This window comes from Novosphingobium sp. AAP83 (assembly GCF_001295795.1).
Taxonomy (GTDB): domain Bacteria; phylum Pseudomonadota; class Alphaproteobacteria; order Sphingomonadales; family Sphingomonadaceae; genus Novosphingobium.
In genome coordinates, this window is record NZ_LJHY01000058.1 from 24,200 (window position 1) to 43,680 (window position 19,481).

Below are 19,481 nucleotides of genomic sequence, written 5' to 3' on the forward strand. Positions count from 1 at the left end.
CGCAACGCGCGTGCCTCGCAATCTATGCATAAAGCTTATGACCTCGGCCAAAATTGCAATTGTTTCAAGGCCCGCAAAGGTTCATTCAGCGGTGCAAACCATAACAATCCGGAGAGACCATGCCCAACGTCCGCGAAGTGACCATCGGCCTGCTGCGCGAGCTTGGCATGACCACGGTGTTCGGCAATCCCGGATCAACCGAACTGCCGATGTTCCGAGACTTTCCAGCCGACTTTCGTTATGTCATGGGCTTACAGGAAAGCGTCGTGCTCGGCATGGCCGATGGCTATGCGCAAGGAACAAAGCGCGCAGCCATCGTAAATTTGCACAGCTCGGCAGGAGTCGGTCATGCCTTGGGCAATGTATTCTCTGCTTTCAAAAACCAGACGCCACTTGTCGTCACCGCTGGCCAGCAAGCGCGCTCGATCCTGCCCTACGAACCCTTCCTTTTTGCCGAGCGAGCGGCAGAATTTCCCCGCCCCTTCGTCAAATGGTCGTGCGAACCCGCCCGCGCCGAAGACGTCCCCGCAGCGCTACACCGCGCATGGCTGGTCGCGATGGAACCGCCCTGCGGCCCGACCTTCGTTTCGATCCCGATTGACGATTGGGACCGCGATTGCGAACCGTTCCGAATGCGCACCGTCCATGCCATCCGCGCACCCGATGCTGACGCCATCGCTGCTTGCGGTGTTGCTCTGTCCAAATCGAAAAACCCGCTCATCGTCGTCGGCGCAGGCGTCGCGCGCGACAATGCTTGGGACCACGTAATCGCGCTAGCTGAACGCCACAATGCGCTGGTCAAAGTCGCGCCAATGTCTGCGCGGTGCAGCTTCCCCGAAGATCATCCGCTCTTCGCAGGATTTCTGACCGCCGGGCGCGAAGCGATTGTGGCAGCGCTCGCCCCGCATGATTTCGTGCTCGCGCTGGGCGGCCCGATGAGCCTTTACCACGTCGAAGGCCACGGCCCGCATGTGCCCGCAGGCTGCGATGTCTGGCTGATCGGCGACAATCACGTTCACGCCGCCTGGGCACCGGCTGGCACCGCCATTGTCGCCCAGTGCGACATGGCGATTGAACTGCTGCTCCAAGGCCCGCCGCCAACCGCAAGGCCACAGCACGCCCCGCGCCAGCCGCTGCCCCCGCTTGATGGCGCCGCGATGACCGACGCTTACGTGCTCCAGCAGATCGCTGCGCTGCGCAGCCCGGAATCGATCATCGTCGAAGAAGCCCCGTCCAGCCGTGGCCCGATGCACGATCGCCTGCCCATTGTTCGCAAGGATACGTTTTACACCACCGCCAGTGGCGGCTTGGGCCACGGGCTGCCCGCCGCCGTCGGCATGGCGATGGCCCGCCCGAACGACAAGGTGATCGCGGTCCTCGGCGATGGCTCGGCCATGTACGCCATTCAGGGCTTGCATGCCGCCGTGCAGCATAAGCTGCCGGTCAGCTTCGTGATCATCAAGAACAACCGCTATGAAGCGCTGCACCATTTCGGGCAGCACTTCGGCATGCAGGAACTGGTCGGCACCAAATTCCCCGAGCTCGATTTCTGCCTGTTGGCGCAAGGCCACGGCCTCACCGCGCGCCGCGCCACCGATGCTGCCAGCCTCGATGAAGCCCTGCGCTGGTCCTTCGCCGCCACTGGCCCCACGCTGGTCGAAGCGGTGGTACTATGACTTTGCGCCTGATCGATCTGATCGATGACCGCCCGCAAGACGGCGTGTTCCGCGTCAACCGCGCGATTTTTACTGACGCGCAAGTGTTCGACGCTGAAATGCGCGTGCTGTTCGAAGGCGGCTGGGTGTTTCTCGGGCTGGAATCGCAAGCGGCCAACGCCCACGATTTCTTCACAACATCCGCAGGCCGCGTACCCGTCCTTGTCCAGCGCGATGGCGAGGGCATCTTGCGCGCGTTCATCAATTCGTGCCCGCACAAAGGGGCGCGGCTGGCGCAAGTACGGCAGGGCAATGCGCGGCTCCATGTGTGCCCCTATCACAGCTGGAGCTTTGACAGCGCGGGCCGCAACAAGGCGGTGAAGTGGCAAAAGGCGGGCTGCTATGCCCAAGCTTTTGACCGCGATAGCCACAACCTTGCCGCCTTGCCTCACTTTGCCAACCATCGCGGCTTCCTGTTCGGCAGCGTCGCCGCTGACGTACCGCCCTTGGCCGACCATCTGGGCGAGGCCGCCAAGCTGCTCGATCTTGTCGCCGATCAAAGCGATGACGGCCTTGAACTCGTGCCCGGACAGGTCACTTTCACGTATCAGGCCAACTGGAAGCTCCAGCTCGAAAATTGCTCGGACGCCTATCACTTCACCTCGGCCCACCCATCCTACATCCGCGTGCTGGAACGGCGGCAGCAGGAGATCAGCGGCGATGTCGTCGCCTCGGTGTGGGAGAACAGCGACTACTGGAAGGAAGAGACGCAAGGGGTGGGCGGCGGCAGCTTCAGCTTTGCCAATGGCCATGTGCTCAACTGGGGCGTGTTCGGTGTAACGCCTGCCATCCCGCTGTATGAGCGCGCGGGCGAACTGGCGACACGCCACGGCGAGGCCCGGCGCGACTGGATGTTCAACATGCACAACCTCACCATTTTCCCCAACCTGCAAGTGGCCGAAAACGCATCGAGCCAATTGCGCGTGATCCGCCCGCTTGGCCCCGGCCTTACCGAAATGCGCACCTGGTGCATCGCGCCCAAGGGGGAGAGCGCCGCCGCCCGCCGCCAGCGCATCCGCCAGTACGAGGATTTCTTCAACCCCACCGGCATGGCCACGCCCGATGACACGGTGTCCTATGAAAACTGCCAGATCGGCTTTGCCGGGACGCTGGAGCCTTGGCTGCAAGGCTATGCCCGCGGGATGACCGCAAGCGTCGAAGGCGGCAACCGCTTTGCCGACCGGATCGACCTGTACCCGGAGCGCAGCGTGCTGGCAGACTCGCAACTGTGCGATGAAACGCTCTACCACGCCTATTACCGCGCCTGGGCAAAGCGCATGAAAGCAGAGTTCGCCGCATGACCGCCCCGCTCACCCGCGCCGCCGCCGAAGAGTTGCTCTATCGCGAAGCCCTGCTGATCGACACAAACCGCTTTGCCGAATGGCTCGATCTTTTCACGCCCGATACCGAATTCTGGATGCCCGCGTGGCGCGATGAAACCACCACCACGCAAGACCCCGATAGCGAACTGTCGCTGATCTACTACAAAGGCCGCCGCAATCTGGAGGACCGCGTGATGCGCCTCACCTCGGGCCTGTCCACCGCCTCGGCCCCTTTGCCGCGCGTGGTCCACCAGATCACCAACGTCCTGCTCACCGCCGCAGGCGATGAAAGCGCAGACGTTTCCGCCGCCTTCACCTGCCACCGCTTCGACGTCCGCATGAACCGCACTGATTGCTTCTTCGGCCGCTATGAATACCGGCTGGTTCGGGTGGACGGCGCGTGGAAGATCGCGCGCAAGAAGATCGTGCTGCTGAACGATACGATTCCGACGGTGGTGGATATCAACGCGATTTAGGCCGGCGTCGAGCGCAAGACCGCCGCCTGCTTCCTCCTCCGGCAAGTGCCGATTTGTTCAGCTTGGCGGCATTTAGCCTGAACAGGTTTACACAGTTTACACTGTTCTGAAGAAGAAATCAGGGGGCCGGTGGCGCGGGCTTTTCGCGGGCGCATTGGCCCCTGCCCGCAGCGGAAATGCGCTGCGTGCGGGCGGGCTGTGCCGGGGGTTTTACCGGTTCAAAGAGCGGTTTGACGGATAAGGATTTGGCGGCGTGTAGGACAGCGGTTTGTGCTTTTTCCTTTGGCTAAGCGCGGAGGCGCGGAGGAAGGTCGATAACGAACTTTGTTATTTCTCGTTATCGGCCTATCATGGCTGCAAATGGAGCAAGGAGCCGCCATGAACGTCAGCCTGACGCCGGAACTGGAAACGCTGATCCATGATAAAGTCAGCGCTGGGCGCTACACGTCCGCCAGCGAAGTTGTGCGTGAAGCGTTGCGCCTGATGGAGGAGCGCGACCAGATGCAGGAACTCTACAAGGCCTCCATGCGCGAAAAGATCGCCGCCGGAATGGCATCCTTGCGCACCGGCCAAGGCACCGATGGTGAGGCCTTCATGGCGCGGCTCGACACCGATCTCGGAGCAATCGAGCGCCAAGACCAATAGTGCCCGCCCGCTTCATTCTCTCGCCCGAAGCGCAGCGGGATATCGAGCAAATCCGTGACTACTATGTCGATGCGGCAGGCGTGCAGGTGGCGAGGCACGTGCTCGGCCAGATCACCAAGGCACTGCGTTTTCTTGGCGAAACGCCGGGCGCCGGGCATCGGCGCATTGACCTGACGGACGAAGACGTGCGGTTCTGGCCGGTGCTATCGTACCTGATCGGCTATGACCCTGCGATGCGGCCCATCGGCATCGCGCGCGTACTGCACACCGCCCGAGATTTGGAGACCCTGCTCCGGAGAACTCCGCCGCGCATGTAAGGAGCAATTGGGTTTGCTGGTTCTGGAATTACAGGGCCTATTTCGGGGTTTTCGGACCTGCCACCGTTATCCGCTGATTTTTTTCGGACGAAGTTAATGCCTTACTAGCTTCTTTAAGTTCGGGGTGTTTATAATCGTAAATCTGCAAACCGAATATAACGCTCCAAGAAAGAACTGAAATTCCCGATAAGATAATGGAGTATATTTGCGGCCTCCCCATTACGTCTTTCCATTTCGATCTTTTCATTTCGCCTATACAAAATGACAAGAATGGATTTACAAAACTCTCCACCTCAATAAATTTCGACCGCCAAATTTTAATCCAATTATAACTTGTTTTTGAAACACAAATCCATGTTAAGGATGTTAATAGACCAAACATTGAAAAAATTATTCTGTACAAAGGATCACTTATACTATCTTTTGAAAAAATAATAGCCAGAAGAGCGGAACTTAGAAATAAAAATATTGTTGACCTCTTCCAAATTTGCTCAATATCCATCATATAGTGATTATGTATCACTGTAAGTATTTGAATTTTTTGATCAAAATCCAAATTTTCTATTGCAATGGCTCGATCATAAGCAGATAAAGCTTCATATCCTTGCATATCTTGAGAAATTGACGAATCACTCATACCAAAAAAAATACAAAGAAATATTTCATCACTCAAGAACTTCGATATGAATACTGCTCCAGTCTGGCTTTTAACATGCTTTTGTAAATTTTTATGAATTCAGGACTACAGATTTTAGAGGCTGACTGACAAAGAAGTTGGGTAATATCAGTGTGATGTGATTCGGTCGTAGCTGCGAGACATCTGCGGAGTTGCACATTTGAATCCGCACCATCCGTCGGCAGTATGCCAGAGCCGAACTGCTTTTGCCAAGCAGTCTGACCGACGCCGAGTGGGCAATTTTGGAACCCCGAATTGGAATTACGGTGATGGAGTGCCAGTCCCTACAACCCCGGCGCAATCAGCACTTTGCAATCATGTGTCCGGTTGCGCAGGGCTTCGAACTTTTGCGGGGTTTGCGCCAGCGTGATGGTATCGGTCACCAGCGCGCGGGGTTCGGCGGCGCCTGCGTCGAGGGCGTCGAGGGCCTCTTCGTATTCCTGACGGGTGAAGAAGGCCGAGGTGATCAGGCGCACTTCCTTGGACAGCATGGCGAAGCTGTTGAAGGTATCGGGGCGGGTGCACAGGCCGAGCAGGCAGATTGTGCCGCGTTTGCGGACCTGTTCCACCGCTTGCGCGATCAGGCCGGGCACGCCGACGCATTCGAACACGATATCGGGCTTGGCCCCCAGCATCGCGTCCACCGCGCCCGCCGGATCACCCGCGCTGATGCAAAAGCCGGTTGCGCCCATCGCCAGCGCGCGGTCTTGCTGGAAGGTGGCGAGGTCTTGAATGATCACATCCGCAGCGCCCTTGCGCCGCGCCCAGAAGGCGACGGCAAGGCCGATCGGCCCCGCGCCGAGGATCAGCACTTTATCGCCCGGCTTCATGCCCGACATGTTGACGCCGTGCAGCGCCACGGCCAGCGGCTCGATAATCGCGCCGTCGTCCATGCCGGCGGTGCGCGGCAGGCGGATGCACTGGTTGGCGCGGGTCTTGGCATATTCGGCATAACCGCCGCCCTGCAAGCCGAAGTGATCGCACCACGCGACTTCGCCCGCGCGGCAGGAAGCACAAGTGCCGCAGCTTTTCAACGGGATGACCGAAACGGCATCGCCCAGCGTGAGCCCTTCCACCCCTTTGCCGAGCGCCACCACTTCGCCTGCAAATTCATGGCCAAGGATCGAGCCGCGCCCCATGCCATAGGCCGGGTCTTCGGTCATATGCAGATCGGACCCGCAAATGCCGCAGCGCCCCACTTTCACCACCACCTCGCCCGCATCGGGCGTCGGGTCATCGACTGTGGCGACGACAAGCGGCTGGTGCAAATCCTGCATGACGACGGCGCGCATGGGGGTGTTCCTTATCCTTTGGCGGTGAGGTTGGTTGCAAACACAAGCGTCGTAAACCCACCCCAACCCCTCCCTTGAGGGAGGGGCGTTTAGGGGGTAGCCCCCTCCCTCAAGGGAGGGGAGCGAGACTTATTGAGCCAAAGGCGAAATTAGTCGCAGCGGGGTGGGTTTCCGGACCCATCATGTTTGCAAATGGCATCGGCCCACTATCCTTCGTGAGCGATCAGCCGAATTTGCCGAGCATCATGCCGCCGTCGATCACGCAATGGCTGCCGGTCATGTAGTCCGAGGCATCGGACGCCAGCAGCAGGGCGAGCGGTTTGAGCTGGTCGGTTTCGGCCACGCGGCCCAGCGGCACGATGGCGTCCCATGCCGCGCGGGCGACCGGGTCTTTCTTGAGCCAGCCGCCGCCGATGTTGGTGACGAACGGCCCCGGCGCGATGGCGTTGATGCGGATGCCGAACTCTGCCAGTTCCAGCCCCAGCGCGCGCACCATGTGCAGCACGCCCGCCTTGGCAGGCATATAGGGCAGGCCGACGATAGGCTCGGTCACCAGTCCGGCGTTGGATGCGGTGGTGATGATCGAACCGCCGGTGCGCCCGTTGGCGCGGCCTTCCTGCTTCATCAAGCCCACTGCATTGCTGACGGTATGGAACACGCCGTTGAGGTTCACCTGGATCGAACGTTCCCAGCGCTTGGGATCATACGTATCAACCTGGCCATCGGGATTGCGGTGGCCAGCCGGGTTCCAGAAGCCCGCGCCGGTATCGATCCCGGCATTGGCAAAGCAGATGTCCAGCCCGCCATAGGCCTTGGCGTGGGCATCGAATGCGGCAACCACCTGATCCCAATCGGCCACGTCAATCGTATCGGCCCGTGCCTCATAGCCCTCGGCGCGCAGCCGTGCCGCTTCGCGCTCGGCCCCGGCGGCGTCGATATCGGCCAGCGTCACCGCCGCGCCCGCCTCGGCCATCGCCTCGGCATAGGCAAGGCCGATGCCCGATGCCGCGCCGGTGACCAGCGCGCTGCGCCCCTTGATATCGAACTTGTCGAGCGTTCCCATTGGCATCCTCGTTTGGTTATTGGTGTTCGCGGTCGATCAGGCGTTGCAGCATGCGCCGCGCGCGCACCCCGCCGCCGTCGCCGCCAAGGACGAGCGGGCGCAGATCCCAGAAGTCCTGCCCGCGCATCAGCCGGTGGCTATCGCGGATCAGCGGCATGTCCTCCTGCTCGAACGCGAACTCCAGCGCGCCGCGCATCGCGGCGGTAAAGTCTGCATCGCCCAGCTTGTAATCGCGCGCTGTTGCCCAGAAATAGTGCGTGGTATCAGGCGTTTCGGGTGTGAAGGCGTGGAGCGATGGCAGGAGCGTGCAATCCTCGCGCGGCGTGCCGGGATCGCCCGCGCGGAAATCGAAATAGAGCACGGCGGGCGCATGCCATTGGACGAGGCCGTAGAAATCCTGCGGCTTGCCCGCCGTATCCATCACCGCCGATATGCCGACAGACAGCAGATCGTTCAGCCGCACATATTCGGCAAAGACATGTTCGCCATCCTGCCAGAACTTGCGCTCACCCTCGGTAAAGGCGCTGGCGACAAGCGCGGGATGCACGAAATTGGCGTGGCTGAGATCGAGGATATTGTCGCTGTAAAGCTCGTAGTGCCCCTCGGCCACGGTAGCGCCGCGCACGGCCTCCCACTTGGGGTCCGATAGCCAGCCGAAGTCCGGGATCAGCGCCGCATCCGCCTTTGCCGCATCGCCCATCCATATCCACAACAGCGCATTGCGCTCGACCAGCGGATAGACCTGCAATTGCGCATCGGGAAGCTGCCCGCCGGGATGCGGATTGTGGACGCAGCGCCCTGCCCCGTCAAAGCGTAAGCCGTGGTAGGGGCACATCAGCGCGCCCTCTACCACGCTGCCATGCCCCAAGGGCGCAAACCGATGCGGACAGCGGCCGCTCACCGCTTGCGCCACGCCATCTGCATCGCGGAACAGCGCGACCGGCTCTTCCAAGAACGTGCGCTGCTGCGGTGCCTCGCCCAGATCGGCAGCCCAGCCCGCAACATACCATGTGTTGCGCAAGTACGTGCCCGCAGGCGTGGCGGGAAGCTTCGGAACCGGAACCCTCTCGCCGCTCATGCCTTCACCGTCAGCGATAGAGCGCGGGGTTGATCGCGATGCCGTGCTCTTTGCAGTAGCTTTCGTAGTGGTTCATGAACCACCACACGTCGAGTGTTTCGACATGGTTGCCCTGATCGTCAAAGAACTCGTTGGCGCCTTGCATGTGGAACAGCGCCTTCATGCCTCCCGGATCGTCGGTCACCAGCGTATGTGCCGTTCCCGGGGTTTCGGTGATGAAATCGCCCGGGCCGCAGACCCAATCGTATTCGAGATAGCGGAAGGTGCCTTCCAGCCCGACTGCCCACACTTTACCGCGATGCTTGTGCGTGCCGATCACACCCGGCCCCTTGATCCACAGCACGTTGACATAAACGTTCTCGCGCACGTCAAACGCCAGATGACGGATCGCGGCATTATCGCCAAACGGCACCCACGGGCTTTCTGCCTCGGACGAGCCGACATAGCTGCCCTCGACGCCTTTGGTGCGGATCAGATCGCCGTAAAGTTCGGGAACATCAACGATTTTGTATGCGCCCGAAGGCGGTGCGCTCATCGTGGCCATGATTGCCTCAGAGATAGAGTTTGGGGTTGATCGCAATGCCGTTCTCGCGGCAATGCGTCTCGTAGTGGTTGATGAACCACCATACGTCGGTGGTATCGACCAGTGTGGCGTTCTCGTCGTAAAACTCGATCGGGCCTTGCATCCAGCCGAACAGCTTGCAGCCCTGCGGATGATCGGTGACGAGCGTGTGGCTTTCGCCCGGTGTTTCCAGGATCAGCCCGCCCGGTGTGGCCACCCAATCGTATTCCAGATAGCGCACGCTGCCTTCAAGGCAGACCATCGTGATCGTGCCGCGATGGAAATGCGTACCGATCACGCCCGGCCCCTTCACCCACAGGATGTTGGAATAGAGGTTCTGCCGCACATCGAACGCCAGATGCTTGATCGCGGCATTATCGCCGAACGGCACCCACGGGCTGTCCATATCGGTCTGCGCATCGATATAACGCCCGCCGGGGCTTAACCGCGCCACCAGATCCTTGTGCGCAAAAGGCACGTCAACGATCTCAGCCTTGTTGGAAGGCGGAGCGGTCATCACTGTCATGGTCTGGTCCCTTTAGCGGATCAAGGTATCGACATAATCGGCACCGATGCCGACCTTGTCGTAATGCTCGCGCGCGGCCTGCATGTAATCAAACACGTCGTAATGACCTACGGTATTGCCCTCTTCGTCCAGCCACATCAGCGGGCCGGAGACGACGAAAAACACTTTCATCGGGTCTTCGTGTTCATAGCAGACCAGCGTGTGGCTCTCGCCCGGCGTTTCATAGACGAAATCGCCAGCAGTCGCGGTCCATTCATGTTCCAGATAGGCCCACTTGCCGCTGATCGTATAGGCCCAGATCGGGTGCGGGTGGTAATGACGGTTTACCAGCCCCGCCGATTTGCTCATCAGCACATCGGCCCACATATTCTTGGAAGGGCTGATCCAGACCGGCTTGGAAAATACGGTTTCCGAAATCGGCACCCAATAGCGTTCGTCACCCTCGGCAATCTTGGGGAGATAGACTTCGGGCAAGCTGCCCTCGCGGAACACCTTGGCTACTGGCTTGATGTCTTTCCAGAATTCGGCGTGCGCTGCTTCAGCCATTGTTATTTCCCTGATAAGGTGGAAGCGGGCGGGACCATCCGATACGGCCCCGCCCGCCCAAGCGTTAGATCAGAAGTCTACGCCAACCCGCACGAACCATTCGCGCGGACGGCTGTAGGTGCCGTAGAATTGACCGCCTGCGATCTGGGCCTGGCCGGTCACAAGGTAACGCTCGTCGGTGATGTTGGTCACGCCAGCAGTCAGGTCCCAATGGTTGCCCGATTTATAGCTGATGTTGCCATTGACGATATCGGTCGGTCCACGCTGAAGCAGGAACGCCCGTTCGGTATCGTTCCACAGCGATGTGGTGTGGGTCCAATCACCAAGGATCACCACCTTGGCATCGCCACCAACCGACAATTCATACCGTGGGCTGACGTTAAACTTCCACTTTGGCGTCTTGGGCAATTCTGCTCCCGGGAACACGCCTGCCTGGAACGGGTTGGCCGCAACTTGCGCGCCTGCCAGAACCGCCGTGTAGGTTGCATCGGTGTAACCAACCGAAGCATTGATCATGAAGCCGTCTGTCGGGGCCGCAACGACCTCCACTTCAAAGCCCTTGATCCGCGCATCGCCAGCGTTTTGAATGGTTGGCGAGACGCCCTGCTGGAAGTTCAGCTGGATGCCCTTGTAATCGGTGTGGAATGCCGCTGCGTTGATTTGCAGACGGTTGTCGAGGAACATTGACTTCACGCCAATTTCCCAGGTCGTTGCCTTTTCTTCGTCAAAATCAGGCGCGGTTGGCAGCGGGTTGGACAAGCGGGTTGTCCAGCCACCGGTCTTATAACCCTTTGACCAACTGGCATAAACCATTGCATCGTCATTCGGGTGATATTGCAGACCGATCTTCGGCGAGAAGTCGCTGAACGATTTGCGCTGCGTTCCGGCAATGTAATAGCGCAGCGGCTGACCCTGATTGGGGAAGCCGGCCGCAACGCGGCAAGCATCCGAAATCGGATTGATCGAAGCGCAAGGTGGCACGCCGATCTGGTTGAGGATTTTGTAGGTCAGGCCGTTTGCATCGGACTGGAAGCCTTCAAATTCCTTGTCTTCTTTGGTGTAACGGCCACCGATGGTGATCCCGAACTGTTCGGTCGGGCGGTAATCGATCTGGCCGAAGAACGCATAGTTCTTGGTCGAAAGATCATTGGGACCATCAACCTGCAACAGACCTTCGGCGAAGGTCACATAGTCATGAAGATCGCCCGCTTCCTTGAAGAAGTATGCGCCCAGAACATAGTTCAGCTTCTTGTCCATTGCCGAGCCATTGAGCTGAAGCTCTTGGCTGAACTGGTACTGGTTCATCGTGAAGCTGGTGTGCAGGAAATTCAACGGCGAACTGTCGAGGTCCATCCCTGCATTCCAGTGCAGTTCGCGATAGGCCGTGATCGACTTCAGCATCATCGTGTCGGAAAGATCGAACTCGATCGTGCCCGAACCGCCGTACGACTGCATCTTCGAGTAGTTGTTGCCATTGGCATAGGACACATCGATATCGTTCGAAACGAACCGGTTGTCATATGGCAGACGGTTGTTGCGCGGGTCATTATCGACATTCACGCCGAACACGCTGGGGTTATCAAAGATGCCGTTCAGGCCGCCGATGCCGCCGATGTAGGCAAAGGAAGGGGGACCGCCCCCACAGCTGTCAGCTACAATGCCTTCAATCGCGCAATTGTACGTGCCTGCAAACACCGCTGGCGTTGTCGAGATCAGCGTGTTGGCCAACTGCGACTGGTCAATGTTGCTGTAATCGCCCGAAACGGTGATCCGCAGATTGCTCTTATTGTCATAACGCAGCTTGCCGCGCAGGTTCCAGCTGTTGTCGCCACCCTCGGTGCCAAGACCGATGTTGTTATAACCCGCAGCCTTGTAATTGGTGATCGGCGTCGATGCGAAGTTGCTCGCACCCGGGAAGGCCACGCGCTTGACATAGCCATCGCGGTTCTTGGTCGAGAAGCTGACCGAGGCAGCAAGGCCATCGGTCAGTGGCATATCAACCGTGCCACGCGTTTGCAGCAGACCGAAACGGCCGGTTGTCACATCACCCTTGAAGCGGAATTCATCACCCGGATCGTGCGTGACAATCGAAATCGCGCCGCCAATGGTGTTGCGACCAAACAGGGTGCCTTGCGGACCTTTAAGCACTTCAATGCGCTCAACGTCGGGCAGATCCTGGTTCGCACCAACCGAACGCGCCAGATAAACGCCGTCAAGATAGACGCCCACACCCGGATCGATGTTGAAGGCAAAGTCGTTTGCACCGATGCCGCGAATGTAGGCCGAAAGCACCGCCGACGAACCCGAGAACGGTGTACCGGCATCAAGCGTTACGTTGGGCGAAATGTTGGATAGCGAAGCGACGCTGCCAATGGCGCGCTCTTGCAGCGCTTCTGCGCTGAACGCCGAAATCGCGATAGGAACGTCCTGGACGTTTTCTGCACGCTTCTGCGCGGTCACCACGATCTGGGCGATACCGCCGGTGTTTTCTTCAGCCTGCGCATTGTCCTGCGCAAATGCTGGTGCAGCAATGGCCGTTGCCAGCGCTGCAATGGATATCGATGCCAATCTCATGCTTATCTCTCCCTTTTGGCCTTGATTGTAGAACCTCCCGCAAGGATGGTCCCCAAGATCTCGTGAGCGTAATAGGTGCTAACGAAAGTGGTGGCTTGCACTGGCGCGCAAACCGATCAGGACTAACGCGCAAATGCTGCGCGGTAATGCACTGATTTTATGAAGCCTATCGGCGCCCCAAACGCCAATCACGCGGGGCTGCGCCAAACTGCTGGCGGAAACAGCGGGTGAAATAGGCGCTGTCGTTAAAGCCCAGTTCAAACGCAATCTCGGTGATGCTGGCATCGGGCCGCGCAACCAAGCGATCGGCTGCCCGCCGCAGCCGCTGCTCCAGAACATAGGCGGTGGGCGTCGTGCCCATAGCCGCGAACACATTCTGGACCGTCCGCACGGAAATGCGGCAGGCATCGGCAATCGATGCTGTGCGCAGCAGCGGGTCATCAAGATGCGCCGACACCATGGCCGTCACCTTTGCGCGCAAATCGGCATCGCCGACCATAGCCTGCGGCCGCTGCGCACCGCGCATGGCCATTGCAGCCAAATCATAGAAAACGGTGTTGACGCCGCTCTCCCATTCTGGGTCCTCGCCCGCACGTTCGCCATGCTGCCAAAGCGAAAGCAGGAAATCGTGGAAAACCCGCCCGCCCGGCGTTGATCCGCACATCCGCTGCATCAGGGCATCATCAACGCCCGCGAAGCGATCCACTAAGGGCGCGCGAGGGAATTCAACAACCAGCATTTCATGGCCGCTCAGCTTGATCGAATAAGGCTCATGCGGGCTGGCCAGCACAAAATCGCCCGGTTGCAGCGCACATTCAGCGCGCTTCTGTTCGTGCGTGCTGGTGCCGCGGCATTGCAGATGCAGGATCAACCGCTCCTCATTCTGCGGCAGGGGCGTGCGCCCCACTGCCGAATGCGTGGAATCGGTGCGGATCATATCAAGTTGGCCGACCCGCCACGCCAGCATTTGCCCGGTAAAGTCCTCGCTCGGCACGTTCACGAAAGTGCCGGTAAAGGCCCGATCGGCGATCTCGTTCCAGTAACGCGCACGCTCGGACGGAGCGACATCGCTGGTATTGAACTTGAGAAGCGCAGCCATGGTTGTTCTTCCGTTGTGCGTAAAGCTCAGGCAAATGCCGCAGTGTTGCGCCGCGCCAGTACGCGCGGGGCGGATTCAATCAGTCCCAGCGTGCAGAACCCCGCCAACACTGCACAGACCAGCATCAGCCACAAGGGTGCAGAAAGGCCATAAACATCGGCCATTGCGCCCGCGATGAACGGTGCCAGCACACCGCCAAGCACTTCGCCGGTGCCCATCACCACGCCGGTCAGCGTCGCGGTTAACCGGGGATCGACCGACTCTGCCGGGATTGTTGCCATGAACATCGGGAACAAGCCGTTCAGGCCCCACCCGAAGAAGAATATCCCCGCCAGCACCCACGTTGATCCCTGATAATAAAGCCCGGCCAAGGGCAGGATGACCCCCAGAAATGAGAAGAAAATCATCACCGGCCGCCGCCCGATCACATCGGAAATCGCAGGCACGACAAAGCTGCCAAGCCCTGCGGAAATCCCGAGCGTCGCCATCAGCCAGCCCATTGTTTCTGGGTCAAAGCCGCGCTCTTTGGTGAGGAACAGCGGCATGAATGCCCAACACACCACCAGATAGGATACGAGCAGGATCGAGATCAGCGCGCACAAGATCATGTTGCGGTGGCGGAACGCTTCGCGCAGCGTCACCGTTGGCGCGGCATCATCATGCACTTGCACCGGCGGTTCGCGCAGCGTGAACCAGATCAGTGCAGCGGTGAACAGTCCGGGTAGAGCGGCGAGGTAAAACCCCGTGCGCCAGCCCACGGCCACGGCCACCGGCACCAGCAGGACCGGCGCGAGGCCCGATCCCAGCAGATTCGACCCGAGGTTTTGCGCCACGCCCATCGCCAGCCCGCGCCGTTCGGGCGCAACCTCGGCCACGATCATCGAATGGCTCACCGGCATCACGCCGCCCTCTGCCGCGCCCATCAGTAATCGCGCGCCCAGCAGCATCAGAAATGATGACGCTGCGCCTGAGATGAGCGAGCACAGGCAGAACGCCACCGTCGCCACAACGATCACCGGCTTGCGCGATCCCAGCTTGTCCGAAATGCGGCCCACCGCCAGCCCCGATAGCGCCCATGTCAGCGAAAGCGCCGAACTGAACATGCCGACTTGCGTGTTCGAAAGCTGCAAGTCCGGCTGCACGAACGGCATCAGAAAGTTGAGCGCATTGCGGTCAAAAAACAGGATGCCGAAATTCAGGCTCAACAGCGCGGTCACCCAGATCTGGTATCCGGCCCGCTTTGGCTCTGCAGTGTTGTTTGTGTTCATCCTTCCCCCCTGTTTTTATATCTTCAGATGAACGGTCGGACGGGGTCTGACCCGTTCCAGTTTTGCGAAGCGGCCCACATCGCCGTAAAATGCGCATCCATAACGGGCGTTGCCGGGATCAGTTCGAGAAAGCCGGATGCCGCTGCGTCTCCGCCTTCCAGATAGGCAACGCTGCCACCGGTCGGCACCGCAGCCTTGAAAGCCATCTGATAGCCACGCGCCAGATAATCCGGCAGCACAGCCTCGACATCGGCACAGGCAATACCAAAATGATGGAAGCCATAGCCGTGCTGGCCGATGGTCTCCTGATAGACCGAAGGGTGATCATCCAGCGGCTGGATCAGCTCGATTTGCATATGCCCGGCAAAGCCCATGGCAATCGCCACGTCAGCATGCGATTCCCCGCCCCTGTGAAACTGGTCCGGCCCCAGAAAGTGGTCGAGCAGGAAAAAGGGTCCAGCCCCGCAATCGCGCTGGAAATGCGCAATCGAGGCACGGATGTCCTCGACCACAAATGCAGTCTGCATCACACCGCCAAGCGGCTGGCCGAAGCCCAGCACGTTCGCCATCCTCATCCTCTCCCGCGCCCCGTCTCTGCGGACGGCGGCGCCCAAAATGCGTCTAAAGCGTGATCACGACTTTCCCGAAAAGCCCCGCAGACGACTGATAGGCATAGGCATCCTTGGCCGATTCCATCGCAAAGGCCTTGTCGACGACCGGCTTGATGCCATGGGCATCAACGAACGCGTTGAGCCGCTGCGCCATGTCTTTGGACCCGACGAAAATCCCCCGGATCGACGCACCCTTGAACATCAGTCCGTGCGGGTTGGTGTCCCCTTCGCGCGTCAACACGCCGATCAGCGCGATTTCACCGGCAAAGCCGACTGCGGCGATCGATTGCTTGAGCGTACCTGCCCCGCCAACCTCGACCACTTTGGTTACCCCGCCGCCCGCAAGCCGCGCCGCTTCTGCGCCCCAATCCGGCGTGGTGCGATAATTGATCACGTGATCGGCGCCCATCGCCTTAACGCGTTCCAGCTTTTCGTCAGAGGAAGAGGTTGCGATAACGGTCGCGCCCGCTGCCTTGGCGATCTGCAACGCCAGCAGCGATACGCCGCCGGTGCCCAGCACCAGCACGGTATCGCCAGCCTGAACAGGCCTTGGCCCTTCCATCAGCGCGTTCCACGCTGTTACCCCGGCACAAGGCAGGCAGGCTGCCTGCGCAAAGTCGAGTGTCTCAGCCAGTTTCACCACGCCGTGTTCGGGCAGAATTACAACGTCTTGCAGCATCCCCGGCGCAGGCGGCGCTCCCAGTGCCACGCCCATGCCGGGATTGGGCGGTCCGTCCATCCAGTCCTGAAAGAAGATGCCAGCAACCCGGTCGCCTGCGTTCAACGCAGTCACACCCTCGCCCACCGCCACAATCTCGCCCGCGCCATCGGACAGCGGCACAGTGTCGGTATCAACCGGCCTGCCCATATACAGACCCAGAGGAATGATCTGGTCACGATAGTTGATCGAACAGGCCCGCACACGCACGGCCACTTCGCCGGGCCCCGGAGCCGGGGCATCGGCCTCGATCAACTTGACGTCATCAAGCGAGGTGGAACCTGCGGATATCAACCACTGACGCATCGGCACTTTTCTCCCTTGTTGCGGAGCATTGCCGATTCAGCGCCCAGACATAATAAGCTGGGCATACAGTTTTCACATGGTGAAATTTACCTAGGGTTCTTCTCCAATGCTTCGCCAATGGCACGTGCGGTTGCTTTCAGCGCTTCAAGGTGCCGCTTGACCACCGCCTCGTCTGTGCCCCGGCGGGTCGGCCACGTCACATTGATCGTGGCGATGGGCGATCCCTCGACCATGATCGGCACCGCCATCGACCGCCGGCCATCGCGCAGAACAAGCTGTTTCGAACGATCCGGCCAAGGCATCATGGGATCTCGGGTGGCATAGCCCCGTTGCCGGACCCCGCTCAACATCTGGCGCAGTTCCGCCTCGCTTCCTTCCGGGGGATTGGCAGGGCGCAACCGGTCTATGATCGAATCCCGTTCAGCATCCCCGCACGCTGCCAAATAGGCGCGGCCCGTGGCGGTATGGATATAGGAGAGCTTCACACCGATGGGTCCGAGTGTGGCCGAATCGAGCCGGAACAACGGACTGTTGGTCTCGATGATCTCCATATGGTCAAGCCGGGGCGCGCCTAGCACCGAAGGCCAGGCCATCCGCGTCGATAGCGCCTTCATATGGGGCGAGGCGATCTCGGCAATGCGGCTCGCCATCGTGAACGATGCCCGCTCCACCTGATTGACATGCGGCAGATAGGCTCCGTCGGCCAACCTTTGCCAGATCATCCCCTTCTGGCCCAGCGTCACCAACATCCGCAGCAGCGTCGCCTTGGGCAGTCCGGTTGCCTGATGCAGCTCGTGCAGACTGGCAGCTTTGCGCGTCTGCACTTCCAACAGCACGTCCAGCCCGCGTTCAAGCGCGCGCACGGTCTTTACCCGCTGTTCGAGCATGGCATTTTCCTTCCGAATCCTCTCCCGGCAAAATCTGTGTTTCACCTTGTGCAACGCTAGTTCTCGAAACACCCGTGCAAAGTCAACCACTCTGGCGCAGCTATACGGAAAGGAGAGAGGAACCAACATGACCAAGCCAAGCGTCCTTTTCATCTGCACGCAGGATACCAAGGAAGAGGAAGCCCGCTTCACCCGCGCCGCTCTCGAAGCCGCAGGCGTTGACGTGGTCCACCTTGATCCCAGCGTCCGCCGCACTGTGGGCGGTGCCGAGATTTCGCCCGAAACGGTGGCGCAGGGCGCTGGCATGACAATCGAAGGCGTGCGGGCATTGGGCCACGAAGGCAAATGTCAGGATGCGATGATCCGCGGTGCCATTGCTGCGGCCCATGCATGGGATGCGCAAAACCCCCTCTCGGGCATTCTCGCGGTTGGCGGATCAATGGGATCGGCACTGGCAGGGGCGCTGATGCAAAGCTTCCCTTATGGCCTGCCCAAGCTGATCGTCTCGACCATGGCCTCGGGCTTCACCAAGCCCTACATGGGCGTGAAGGACATCGCGATGATGAACGCGGTGACCGATATTTCCGGCATAAACACGATCAGCCACGACGTTTTCCGCAATGCCGCCCACGCCGTCGCCGGCATGGCCAAGGGTTACAAACGCGATAAAGGCCCTGACAAGCCACTGGTCCTGATCACCACGCTGGGCACCACAGAAGCCAGCGTAAAGCGTATCCGGCAGGCACTGGAATCCGATGGCTGCGAAGTCATGGTGTTCCACTCATCGGGCGCAGGCGGCCCCACGCTCGACGCCCTGGCGCACGACAAAGACGCAGCGTTGGTGCTCGATCTGTCGCAGACCGAAATCCTCGATCACATCTTCGGCGGTCTGGCCGATTCCGGGCCGGATCGCGGCAAGGCTGGCCTCGCCAAAGGCATTCCCACGATCATCGCCCCCGGCAATGCCGACTTCATCATCGGCGGCCCGCTCAACATCTCCGAGGTGCAGTTCCCCGGCCGCCGCTATCACGAACACAACCCGCAGCTCACCGCTGTGCGCACGGGCGTGGATGATCTCAAACGCCTTGCCGATCACCTTGCGGCAAATGTGCGCGATGCCAAAGGCCCGGTGCGCGTGTTCACCCCGCTCGGCGGTTTTTCCAGCCATGACAGCGCGCAAGGCCACTTGCAGGACCTTTCCGTACCCGGCCCCTTCGCGGAATATCTGGCGCAAGTCATGCCGGATAACGTGCCTGTCACCGCCATCGACGCCCATTTCAACGACGAGGCCTTCTCCGATGCGGTAATTGCCGCAGCGCGCGAAATGCTGGCCGTAAAGGTTTGATCTGACAATGGATAATGATCTCCCGCTCAGCCACGAAGACGTGGCCGAGATTGCCGCGATCCTCGAAAAGTCGGGTTACCGTGAACTGGACCTGTCCACACGCCGCTTCCACCTGCGGATCGCCAAGAGCGACGTAGCGGGCGAGAGCCTTACCCAGGAATGGCAATGGGCAGGCGCAGCGGGCGAAGTGGCTGTGCAGCCCACCAGCGCAGCGGTTGATCCCAACGCCATATGTTCGCCCTTGCCCGGCACCTTCTACCATGCCCCGCAACCCGGCGCTCCCGCGTTTGCCGCGCCGGGAGACACCGTTGGCCCCGAAACCGTGATCGGCATTGTCGAAACGATGAAGCTGATGAATCCGGTCCACGCCGGACGCAGTGGCACGATTGCGGAAATCGTTGTGCCCGATGGCACGCTGGTCGCCAAAGGCCAGCCCCTCTTCCGGCTGGCATGAC

Annotated in this window: 20 protein-coding genes; 7 read left to right on the forward strand and 13 right to left on the reverse strand. The window is 60.1% G+C overall.

The annotated features are described in order from the left end of the window. Positions 1-119: 119 nt before the first annotated feature. The 5 genes from mdlC to IP81_RS17535 all read left to right on the forward strand — a co-directional run bounded on the left by mdlC (position 120) and on the right by IP81_RS17535 (position 4,475). Positions 120-1,676, forward strand: coding sequence for a benzoylformate decarboxylase (mdlC, locus tag IP81_RS17515; protein WP_054109292.1), 1,557 nt, complete (start codon positions 120-122; stop codon positions 1,674-1,676). After that, positions 1,673-3,016, forward strand: a complete 1,344-nt coding sequence (locus IP81_RS17520; RefSeq protein ID WP_054109293.1) for an SRPBCC family protein — start codon at positions 1,673-1,675, stop codon at positions 3,014-3,016. Before mdlC ends, IP81_RS17520 begins: the two co-directional genes overlap by 4 nt. Next, the gene (locus IP81_RS17525; RefSeq protein ID WP_054109294.1) at positions 3,013-3,513 is read left to right on the forward strand and encodes an aromatic-ring-hydroxylating dioxygenase subunit beta; all 501 of its coding nucleotides are present in this window, start codon (positions 3,013-3,015) and stop codon (positions 3,511-3,513) included. Before IP81_RS17520 ends, IP81_RS17525 begins: the two co-directional genes overlap by 4 nt. A 378-nt stretch (positions 3,514-3,891) precedes the next feature. Beyond that, positions 3,892-4,158, forward strand: coding sequence for a type II toxin-antitoxin system ParD family antitoxin (locus IP81_RS17530; RefSeq protein WP_054109325.1), 267 nt, complete (start codon positions 3,892-3,894; stop codon positions 4,156-4,158). After that, positions 4,158-4,475: a type II toxin-antitoxin system RelE/ParE family toxin gene (locus IP81_RS17535; protein ID WP_054109295.1), complete on the forward strand. Its 318-nt coding sequence runs from the start codon at positions 4,158-4,160 to the stop codon at positions 4,473-4,475. The genes IP81_RS17530 and IP81_RS17535 overlap by 1 nt, the downstream gene beginning before the upstream one ends. 37 nt (positions 4,476-4,512) lie before the next feature. Here IP81_RS17535 and IP81_RS20595 read toward each other — a convergent pair whose 3' ends face one another. The 13 genes from IP81_RS20595 to IP81_RS17595 form a co-directional block, all read right to left on the reverse strand. Next, a complete protein-coding gene (locus tag IP81_RS20595; RefSeq protein ID WP_157573332.1) occupies positions 4,513-5,148 on the reverse strand; it encodes a hypothetical protein in 636 nt (211 codons plus the stop codon). Positions 5,149-5,435: 287 nt separating this feature from the next. After that, on the reverse strand, positions 5,436-6,443 hold the full coding sequence (locus tag IP81_RS17540; RefSeq protein ID WP_054109296.1) for a Zn-dependent alcohol dehydrogenase: 1,008 nt from the start codon (positions 6,441-6,443) through the stop codon (positions 5,436-5,438). 223 nt (positions 6,444-6,666) lie between these two features. Continuing rightward, complete coding sequence (locus IP81_RS17545) at positions 6,667-7,506, reverse strand: SDR family NAD(P)-dependent oxidoreductase (RefSeq protein WP_054109297.1); 840 nt, start codon at positions 7,504-7,506, stop codon at positions 6,667-6,669. 16 nt (positions 7,507-7,522) lie between these two features. After that, the gene (locus IP81_RS17550) at positions 7,523-8,584 is read right to left on the reverse strand and encodes an aromatic ring-hydroxylating dioxygenase subunit alpha (protein ID WP_082356281.1); all 1,062 of its coding nucleotides are present in this window, start codon (positions 8,582-8,584) and stop codon (positions 7,523-7,525) included. Positions 8,585-8,594: 10 nt separating this feature from the next. Then, positions 8,595-9,128, reverse strand: coding sequence for a 2,4'-dihydroxyacetophenone dioxygenase family protein (locus IP81_RS17555; protein WP_054109299.1), 534 nt, complete (start codon positions 9,126-9,128; stop codon positions 8,595-8,597). Between the two features lie 7 nt (positions 9,129-9,135). Continuing rightward, positions 9,136-9,672, reverse strand: coding sequence for a 2,4'-dihydroxyacetophenone dioxygenase family protein (locus IP81_RS17560; protein ID WP_054109300.1), 537 nt, complete (start codon positions 9,670-9,672; stop codon positions 9,136-9,138). A 12-nt stretch (positions 9,673-9,684) separates the two neighbouring features. Beyond that, entirely contained in the window at positions 9,685-10,218 is a 534-nt protein-coding gene (locus IP81_RS17565; protein ID WP_054109301.1) for a 2,4'-dihydroxyacetophenone dioxygenase family protein, read from the reverse strand. Positions 10,219-10,287: 69 nt separating this feature from the next. Further along, on the reverse strand, positions 10,288-12,792 hold the full coding sequence (locus IP81_RS17570; protein WP_054109302.1) for a TonB-dependent receptor: 2,505 nt from the start codon (positions 12,790-12,792) through the stop codon (positions 10,288-10,290). A 166-nt stretch (positions 12,793-12,958) separates the two neighbouring features. Further along, positions 12,959-13,891, reverse strand: coding sequence for a helix-turn-helix domain-containing protein (locus tag IP81_RS17575; protein WP_054109303.1), 933 nt, complete (start codon positions 13,889-13,891; stop codon positions 12,959-12,961). A 26-nt stretch (positions 13,892-13,917) separates the two neighbouring features. Further along, positions 13,918-15,159, reverse strand: a complete 1,242-nt coding sequence (locus tag IP81_RS17580) for an MFS transporter (RefSeq protein WP_054109304.1) — start codon at positions 15,157-15,159, stop codon at positions 13,918-13,920. Positions 15,160-15,182: 23 nt separating this feature from the next. Beyond that, positions 15,183-15,728 (reverse strand): VOC family protein, encoded by a 546-nt coding sequence (locus IP81_RS17585; RefSeq protein ID WP_054109326.1) that lies wholly within the window; start codon positions 15,726-15,728, stop codon positions 15,183-15,185. A 52-nt stretch (positions 15,729-15,780) separates the two neighbouring features. Then, positions 15,781-16,794, reverse strand: coding sequence for an NAD(P)-dependent alcohol dehydrogenase (locus tag IP81_RS17590; protein ID WP_054109305.1), 1,014 nt, complete (start codon positions 16,792-16,794; stop codon positions 15,781-15,783). Between the two features lie 86 nt (positions 16,795-16,880). Then, positions 16,881-17,681, reverse strand: a complete 801-nt coding sequence (locus IP81_RS17595) for an IclR family transcriptional regulator C-terminal domain-containing protein (protein WP_054109306.1) — start codon at positions 17,679-17,681, stop codon at positions 16,881-16,883. Between the two features lie 127 nt (positions 17,682-17,808). On the opposite strand from IP81_RS17595, the gene IP81_RS17600 reads away from it, so the two are divergent. Both IP81_RS17600 and IP81_RS17605 read left to right on the forward strand, forming a co-directional pair. Next, entirely contained in the window at positions 17,809-19,026 is a 1,218-nt protein-coding gene (locus IP81_RS17600) for a Tm-1-like ATP-binding domain-containing protein (protein ID WP_054109307.1), read from the forward strand. A 7-nt stretch (positions 19,027-19,033) separates the two neighbouring features. Continuing rightward, positions 19,034-19,480, forward strand: coding sequence for a biotin/lipoyl-containing protein (locus IP81_RS17605; protein WP_054109308.1), 447 nt, complete (start codon positions 19,034-19,036; stop codon positions 19,478-19,480). Position 19,481 lies beyond the last annotated feature (1 nt).

Coding starts and splice junctions, on each gene's coding strand:
- IP81_RS17595 (WP_054109306.1), bottom strand. CDS start 17,681: ATGCTCGAACAGCGGGTAAAGACCGTGCGCGCGCTTGAACGCGGGCTG.
- IP81_RS17605 (WP_054109308.1), top strand. CDS start 19,034: ATGGATAATGATCTCCCGCTCAGCCACGAAGACGTGGCCGAGATTGCC.
- IP81_RS17560 (WP_054109300.1), bottom strand. CDS start 9,672: ATGACAGTGATGACCGCTCCGCCTTCCAACAAGGCTGAGATCGTTGAC.
- IP81_RS17530 (WP_054109325.1), top strand. CDS start 3,892: ATGAACGTCAGCCTGACGCCGGAACTGGAAACGCTGATCCATGATAAA.
- IP81_RS17550 (WP_082356281.1), bottom strand. CDS start 8,584: ATGAGCGGCGAGAGGGTTCCGGTTCCGAAGCTTCCCGCCACGCCTGCG.
- IP81_RS17545 (WP_054109297.1), bottom strand. CDS start 7,506: ATGGGAACGCTCGACAAGTTCGATATCAAGGGGCGCAGCGCGCTGGTC.
- IP81_RS17540 (WP_054109296.1), bottom strand. CDS start 6,443: ATGCGCGCCGTCGTCATGCAGGATTTGCACCAGCCGCTTGTCGTCGCC.
- IP81_RS17585 (WP_054109326.1), bottom strand. CDS start 15,728: ATGGCGAACGTGCTGGGCTTCGGCCAGCCGCTTGGCGGTGTGATGCAG.
- IP81_RS17580 (WP_054109304.1), bottom strand. CDS start 15,159: ATGAACACAAACAACACTGCAGAGCCAAAGCGGGCCGGATACCAGATC.
- IP81_RS17590 (WP_054109305.1), bottom strand. CDS start 16,794: ATGCGTCAGTGGTTGATATCCGCAGGTTCCACCTCGCTTGATGACGTC.
- mdlC (WP_054109292.1), top strand. CDS start 120: ATGCCCAACGTCCGCGAAGTGACCATCGGCCTGCTGCGCGAGCTTGGC.
- IP81_RS17520 (WP_054109293.1), top strand. CDS start 1,673: ATGACTTTGCGCCTGATCGATCTGATCGATGACCGCCCGCAAGACGGC.
- IP81_RS17600 (WP_054109307.1), top strand. CDS start 17,809: ATGACCAAGCCAAGCGTCCTTTTCATCTGCACGCAGGATACCAAGGAA.
- IP81_RS17565 (WP_054109301.1), bottom strand. CDS start 10,218: ATGGCTGAAGCAGCGCACGCCGAATTCTGGAAAGACATCAAGCCAGTA.
- IP81_RS17555 (WP_054109299.1), bottom strand. CDS start 9,128: ATGGCCACGATGAGCGCACCGCCTTCGGGCGCATACAAAATCGTTGAT.
- IP81_RS17570 (WP_054109302.1), bottom strand. CDS start 12,792: ATGAGATTGGCATCGATATCCATTGCAGCGCTGGCAACGGCCATTGCT.
- IP81_RS17525 (WP_054109294.1), top strand. CDS start 3,013: ATGACCGCCCCGCTCACCCGCGCCGCCGCCGAAGAGTTGCTCTATCGC.
- IP81_RS17575 (WP_054109303.1), bottom strand. CDS start 13,891: ATGGCTGCGCTTCTCAAGTTCAATACCAGCGATGTCGCTCCGTCCGAG.